Annotated in this window: 7 protein-coding genes; 2 read left to right on the forward strand and 5 right to left on the reverse strand. The window is 67.4% G+C overall.

Annotated features, from left to right (window positions below; genetic code table 11):
- Positions 1–82 precede the first annotated feature (82 nt).
- Positions 83–571 (reverse strand): hypothetical protein, encoded by a 489-nt coding sequence (locus tag D474_RS0100940; RefSeq protein WP_026118059.1) that lies wholly within the window; start codon positions 569–571, stop codon positions 83–85.
- 127 nt (positions 572–698) lie between these two features.
- Here D474_RS0100940 and D474_RS0100945 point away from each other — a divergent pair, with 127 nt between their 5' ends.
- Positions 699–1100: an ankyrin repeat domain-containing protein gene (locus D474_RS0100945; protein WP_017611727.1), complete on the forward strand. Its 402-nt coding sequence runs from the start codon at positions 699–701 to the stop codon at positions 1098–1100.
- 66 nt (positions 1101–1166) lie between these two features.
- Here D474_RS0100945 and D474_RS0100950 read toward each other — a convergent pair whose 3' ends face one another.
- A complete protein-coding gene (locus D474_RS0100950) occupies positions 1167–2597 on the reverse strand; it encodes an amino acid permease (protein ID WP_017611728.1) in 1431 nt (476 codons plus the stop codon).
- A 301-nt stretch (positions 2598–2898) separates the two neighbouring features.
- On the opposite strand from D474_RS0100950, the gene D474_RS0100955 reads away from it, so the two are divergent.
- Positions 2899–3681, forward strand: a complete 783-nt coding sequence (locus D474_RS0100955; RefSeq protein ID WP_017611729.1) for a class I SAM-dependent methyltransferase — start codon at positions 2899–2901, stop codon at positions 3679–3681.
- Between the two features lie 49 nt (positions 3682–3730).
- Here the strand turns inward: D474_RS0100955 and D474_RS0100960 are convergent, their stop codons facing one another.
- The 3 genes from D474_RS0100960 to D474_RS0100970 form a co-directional block, all read right to left on the reverse strand.
- Positions 3731–4483 carry an alpha/beta fold hydrolase gene (locus tag D474_RS0100960; protein ID WP_040702887.1) on the reverse strand — a complete coding sequence of 251 codons (753 nt, stop codon included), beginning with the start codon at positions 4481–4483 and terminating at the stop codon, positions 3731–3733.
- Positions 4483–5304, reverse strand: a complete 822-nt coding sequence (locus D474_RS0100965; protein WP_017611731.1) for an exodeoxyribonuclease III — start codon at positions 5302–5304, stop codon at positions 4483–4485. The genes D474_RS0100960 and D474_RS0100965 overlap by 1 nt, the downstream gene beginning before the upstream one ends.
- A gap of 62 nt (positions 5305–5366) precedes the next feature.
- Positions 5367–5943: tyrosine-type recombinase/integrase (locus D474_RS0100970; protein WP_017611732.1), on the reverse strand; the 577-nt coding region annotated here is incomplete at its 5' end.

Consider the following 5943-nt stretch of genomic DNA (forward strand, 5'->3'; position numbering starts at 1 on the left):
GCACACACGAAAGCCCGGGCCCCGCCTCCCCGGCACAGGGAGGCGACCAGGACCCGGGCACGCCCGCACCAGGGGCGCTGAATCAGAGCCGGTGCTTGGGCCGCACGGGGGAGGGGTCGTCCTCCTCGTACAGACCCTCGAAGTACTCCTCCTCGGTCACCTCACGATCGGCGCCGCGCACCCACCGCTGGGTGTTGAACAGCGGGGCCAGCAGCAGCACCACCACGGGCACGAACACACCCAGCGGCAGCAGCACCAGCGCACCCTCGACACCGGGCACCATCGGCAGGCGCTCCAGCAGGTGCATGCGCACCATCGCCGCGGCGCTCAACGCACCGATCGTCAGGGCCGCACCGAAGGCCAGCATCGGCGTCAGGCGCGGCGGGACCGCCACCATCGCCAGGATCAGACCGGCCGCAGCCAACCCGCACAGCGCCAAAGGACCCGACCCGGCAAGGGCCGAGACCTCGCCCGCATGCAGATTGCGCAGATGCGAGAACGCCCAACCGGCAATCAGGACCAACAGCGGTCCCAACAGCAGTCCGGACAAGAAGCCGACAAAATGTCGCACGGGGAGCTCCTCTCAGGGGTTGCGCAGCACCATAGCGACAAAAACCGAGTTCAGCACCACATGCGCCACAACAGGCATTCCAGACAGCCGATGCGCTGCACTGGACACGCCCGCTAGGCTCACCCCCGTGAGCAACCAACAGCCCGACCACGACCCCGACATCGTCGAACTGGCCACCCGCATGTTCGACCACGCACGCCAAGGCCAGGCCCAGACCCTGGACCAATACCTGCGCGCCGGATTGCCGGTCAACCTCACCAACGACAAGGGCGACACCCTGCTCATGCTGGCCGCCTACCACGGACACCCCGAAACCGTGGCCACCCTCATCACCCACGGAGCCGACCTGGACCGCCTCAACGACCGCGGCCAATCCCCCCTGGCCGGCGCCGTCTTCAAAGGCGAGAACGACATCGTGGCCCTGCTCACCCACCACGGAGCCGACCCCGACAACGGCCACCCCACCGCCCGCGAGAGCGCCCACCTCTTCGACAAGACCGACTACCTCGCCCTCTTCGACACCCCCTGACCCTGCCCGCACACAAAAAAAGGGGTGCCCCTCCCGAACGAAGGACACCCCTGAACCGACACCACCTCAAGGCCAAGCCCCGGACCCACCACCTGACTCCCGGGCCCAATCCGCCTCACTCACCGCAGCACCCCGGCGCAACGCATCGGTCGACTCACGCCCGGGCACCGGCAACGCCACCACACTGGGCGCATGAGCACCCACACGCCGACGCACCTCATAGATCACCAACGCCGCAACCACCGACGCCAACGTCGCCCACAACGCCTGACGCTGATCGGGGATGAACGCCATCGCCACACCGATGGTCACCAACCCCAACAACACCACCCACGTCAGGTACGGGAACGCCCACATCCGCAACGTCAACCGGTGCGGCTGCAGACGGCGCACCCGCGCCCCCAACACCAGCTGCGAAGCGCAAATGGTGATGAACAGCACCAACAGGATCGCGCCGATCGAAGCGACCAGGAACGGGAAGACCTCGTCGGGGAACATGTACTCCACGACCACGGCCACATACCCCACACCAGTGCCCAGCAGGATCGCCCGCACCGGCACCCCGCGCCGGTTCACCCCCCGCAACACCTTGGGGGCATCCCCCTGCCGGGTCAGCATGAACAGCATCCGCGACGAGGTGTACAGCGCCGCGTTCAGCACGCTCAGCACCGCGATGAACACGACGATCTCCATGATCAGCCCCGCGCCCGGGATACCCACGTGCTCCATGACCGCTACGAACGGGCTGTAACCCGGATCGACCGTCTGCCAGGGCAGCACCATCACGATGACCAGGATCGAGGCGACATAGAACAAACCGATGCGCCAGAGCACGTTGGTCACCGCCGAAGCCACACCCCGCTCCGGTTCAGCACTCTCACCCGCGGCCACAGTGATGATCTCCACACCACCGAACGCGAAGAGCACCACCACGGTCGCAGCCAGCACCGCGACCCACCCGTGCGGGGCGAACCCGTCGTGCTCGAACAGGTTCGACAACCCCGGCCCGTCCGAACCGGTCCACAACCCCAACGACCAGAGCACACCCACCAACAAGAACGCCACGATCGTGGCGACCTTGATCAGAGAGAAAGCCGACTCGGTCTCGGCGAAGACCTTCACCGAGATCAGGTTCGCCACCGTCATCGACACCAGCACCAACAACGCCAGCACCCAGCCGGGCAACGCCACCCACTGAGCCAGGATCGACGCACCGGCAACCGACTCGGCCGCCACCAGCACCGCATACATCCACCAGTACAGCCAACCGATGGTGAACCCACCACGCGGCCCGAACGCCAGCCGCGCATGGTCGGAGAACGAACCCCCGGTGGGTACGGCCACCACCATCTCTCCCAGGGCCCGCAAGGTGAAGAACACCAGCGCCCCAGCCAGGACGTAGGACAGCACCGCCGCCGGACCCGCGGTCTGGATCACCGCCCCCGACCCGATGAAGAGCCCGGCCCCCACCGAACCCCCGATGGCGATCAAAGCCATGTGGCGACGGCGCAGACTGTGCGCCAGCCCGCCCCCGTCCGCCTGCGTGTTGTTGCCCGCACTCTGTTGCGGTTCTTGACTACTGCTCACCCGCACCAGCTTATGAGCCCCGCACACCCCCAGCTCACACCGGCCCCACCCGCACCCCGCCACACCCGAACCACCACCCGCACGAACACATCACACCCGGCCGACCGCTACCACGACACACCCCAACCACCCCACCTACACACAGCAATCAAACTGCTACATTCAGTGCACGTTTTGTTGACGCCCCGACCCCTGCGAAAGGCACCCACCCATGACCACCGCCCCGGCCCCCGCCATCGACCTCGACCACATCACCACCCTCTACCGCACCCACCGCGACGACCTCGCCCACGCCCGCGAACAGATGCGCACCCACCACCACGCCGCCGACCCCACCATGACCCCCCAACTCGACGACATCGAAGCAGAGATCACCTACCTTCTCCTACGCGAACACCAGCCCGCCAACGTCGTCGAGATCGGCACCTACTACGGCTGGTCCACCACCTGGATCCTCACCGCCCTGGCCCACAACGGCACCGGCCACCTGCACTCCTTCGACATCGTCGACCACGCCCCCCGCCACGTGCCCGACGACCTCGCCCAGGACCGCTGGACCTTCACCAAGGGCGACGTCCGCGCCAAGATCGCCCACATGCCCGCCCAGACCGACTACCTCTTCCTCGACGCCGCCCACAACGGATGGTTCGCCCGCTGGTACATCAACCACCTACTGCCCACCCTGCCCCCGCACATCCCCGTCAGCGTCCACGACGTCTTCCACCAGCGCTACGCCCTGCCCTTCACCGAAGGCGCCATCGTCCTCAAATGGCTCACCAACAACACCACCAACTACTTCACCGCCTCCGCCGCCCGCGCACCCCGCGCCCACCAACACCTGAACGACCTCAAGACCGAACTGGGCCTGAACGAACCCGTGCGCACCAGCCACGCCAACCCCATGATCTTCTTCCGCCTGCCCGAACGCCCCCGCCCCGGCTACAGCCTCACCAACCCGCCCCAGCGCCCCGACACCCGCCCCGACCACAACTGACCCCCACCCCCAACCAGGGGGCAGGGGCCAGAACCCACCCGCGAAAACCTCAGAGGGACTCCGAACCCGGACCCAACCGACCCGGCACACCCTCACGCACCGCCACCACATCAGCAGCATCGGCCACGATCCGCGAGAAATTCACCGGCTGGTCCAGATTCACCATGTGCCCCGCCCGGGGCACATTCACCAACCGCCCGTCCGCACACGCGTCGTAGAACTTCTTCTCATGGATCCGGAAATGATCCCGCGCCCCGTTGATCAACCACACCGGACCCCCGTAGGAGGCCAACGACGACAACGCGTCCAACTGCTGGATCTCATCGATCACCGCCGTGGCCGCCTCCACCGCCAACCCGCCGTCCAGCACCGCCTCAGCCGCACCATCACGCAACGTCAACCGGTGGAAGCGCTCATTGACCGCCGCACCCCGGTCGGGCAACCGGTCCATCAACACCGACGGGATCCGGTACACCTGCGCCAACGACTGCGCCGGCTTGGCCGTGCAACTGGCCGCCACCAACCCCGCCACCCGATCCGGCGAAGCCCCCGCCGCCGCGATCGAAACAAAACCACCCAGACTCAACCCGCACAGCAGAGCACGGCCACCCACGCCGTCGATCGCACCCAACACCGCATCGACCGCCGAACCCAGCGAGAAGACCTCACCCCGCCGCGACCCGTGACCGGGCAGATCCGGGGCCACCACACGCCGCTCCTGCGAAGTCAACAACTCCACCTGCGGCCGCCACATGCTCGACGACAACCGCAACCCGTGCACCAACACGATCGGCACACCCATCACAGACCCCCGTCCAGCTCATAAGCCACCGTCACCGGAGCATGGTCGGACCAGCGCGCCCCGTGCTCGACCGCACGCTCCACCCGTCCCGAGACCGCCCTCTTGGCCAGACCCGCCGTGGCCATCTGATAATCGATCCGCCAGCCCGCATCGTTGTCGAAGGCCCGCCCCCGGTAGGACCACCACGAATACGGGCCGGCCTGATCCGGGTACAGCTCACGCACCACGTCCACCAGCCCGGCGCGCTCGAGCACCCGGCCCAACCACGCACGCTCCTCGGGCAGGAACCCGGCGTTCTTACGGTTGTTACGCCAGTTCTTCAGGTCCGCCTCGGTGTGCGCGATGTTCCAGTCACCGCACACCACCAACTCACGCCCCACCGACCGCACCTGCGCAGACCTGTGCTCCAGGTACGGCAAGAACGCCGCCATGAAGCGCTCCTTCTCCTCCTGGCGCTGCGTACCCACCTCACCGGAGGGCAGATACAGGCTCGCAACCGTCACCGGCCCCAGATCAACCTCCACGTACCGGCCCGACGCGTCGAACTCCGCCTCACCGAACCCCACACGCACCGCATCGGGCTCACCCCGCGAATACACCGCGACCCCCGCACGCCCCTTGGCCGCAGCAGGACACAACTGCACATGCCACCCACTGGACTCCAGAACCGACGCCGGCAGCTGCTCGGCCAGCGCACGAGTCTCCTGCAAACACACCACATCAGCGCCCGTGGAACCCAACCAGCCCACGAACCCCGGATCCTTCTTGGCCGCCGCACGCAGCCCGTTGACGTTGACCGTCGAAATCTCGAAGCGCTTCACACAGCAAACTCTAGGACCTCACCCACGCCCACCGAGCCGCAAACCCAAGACCCCGGGCCCACTCACTCCCCGGACCCGGACAGCTCCCGCAACACCCCATAGGTCCGATTCGCCGACGCCGCCTGACGCCGCGCACCCTCACTCACCTCGATATATGCCTGCGACGAAGACACCGACGCATGCCCCAACAAATGCATGATCTCGGTGACCGAAGCCCCGTCCTCGGCCAACCGCGTCGCGAACGTGTGCCGCAACGCGTGCACCAACGTGCCCCGCGCCACCCGGTCATGCACCCCCGCATGCCGATAACACTGCTGCACCAGATACTGCAGGCCCCCGCGCCGCAACCCCCGACCCCGGTTGTCCACCAACAACGCATCCTCACCCCGCACCGCCCCGAACCGCTCACGCCGCGAGGCCAGATACGCCTCCAACAACGCCTCCAACGGGGCCTCGATCGGCAACACCCGCTCACCGCCGCCCTTGCCCACCACCCGCACCCGACGCTCCCCGGGCCGCCCACCCAGCGAGTCCATCCGCAGCGAGAGCATCTCGGCCGAGCGCATCCCCGTCAGCAACGCCAACGCCAACACCGCCAGATCCCGCTCCGGCCACGGATCGCGCGCCTTGCGCGCCCCC

This window comes from Nocardiopsis salina YIM 90010, assembly GCF_000341025.1.
Lineage (GTDB): Bacteria > Actinomycetota > Actinomycetes > Streptosporangiales > Streptosporangiaceae > Nocardiopsis > Nocardiopsis salina.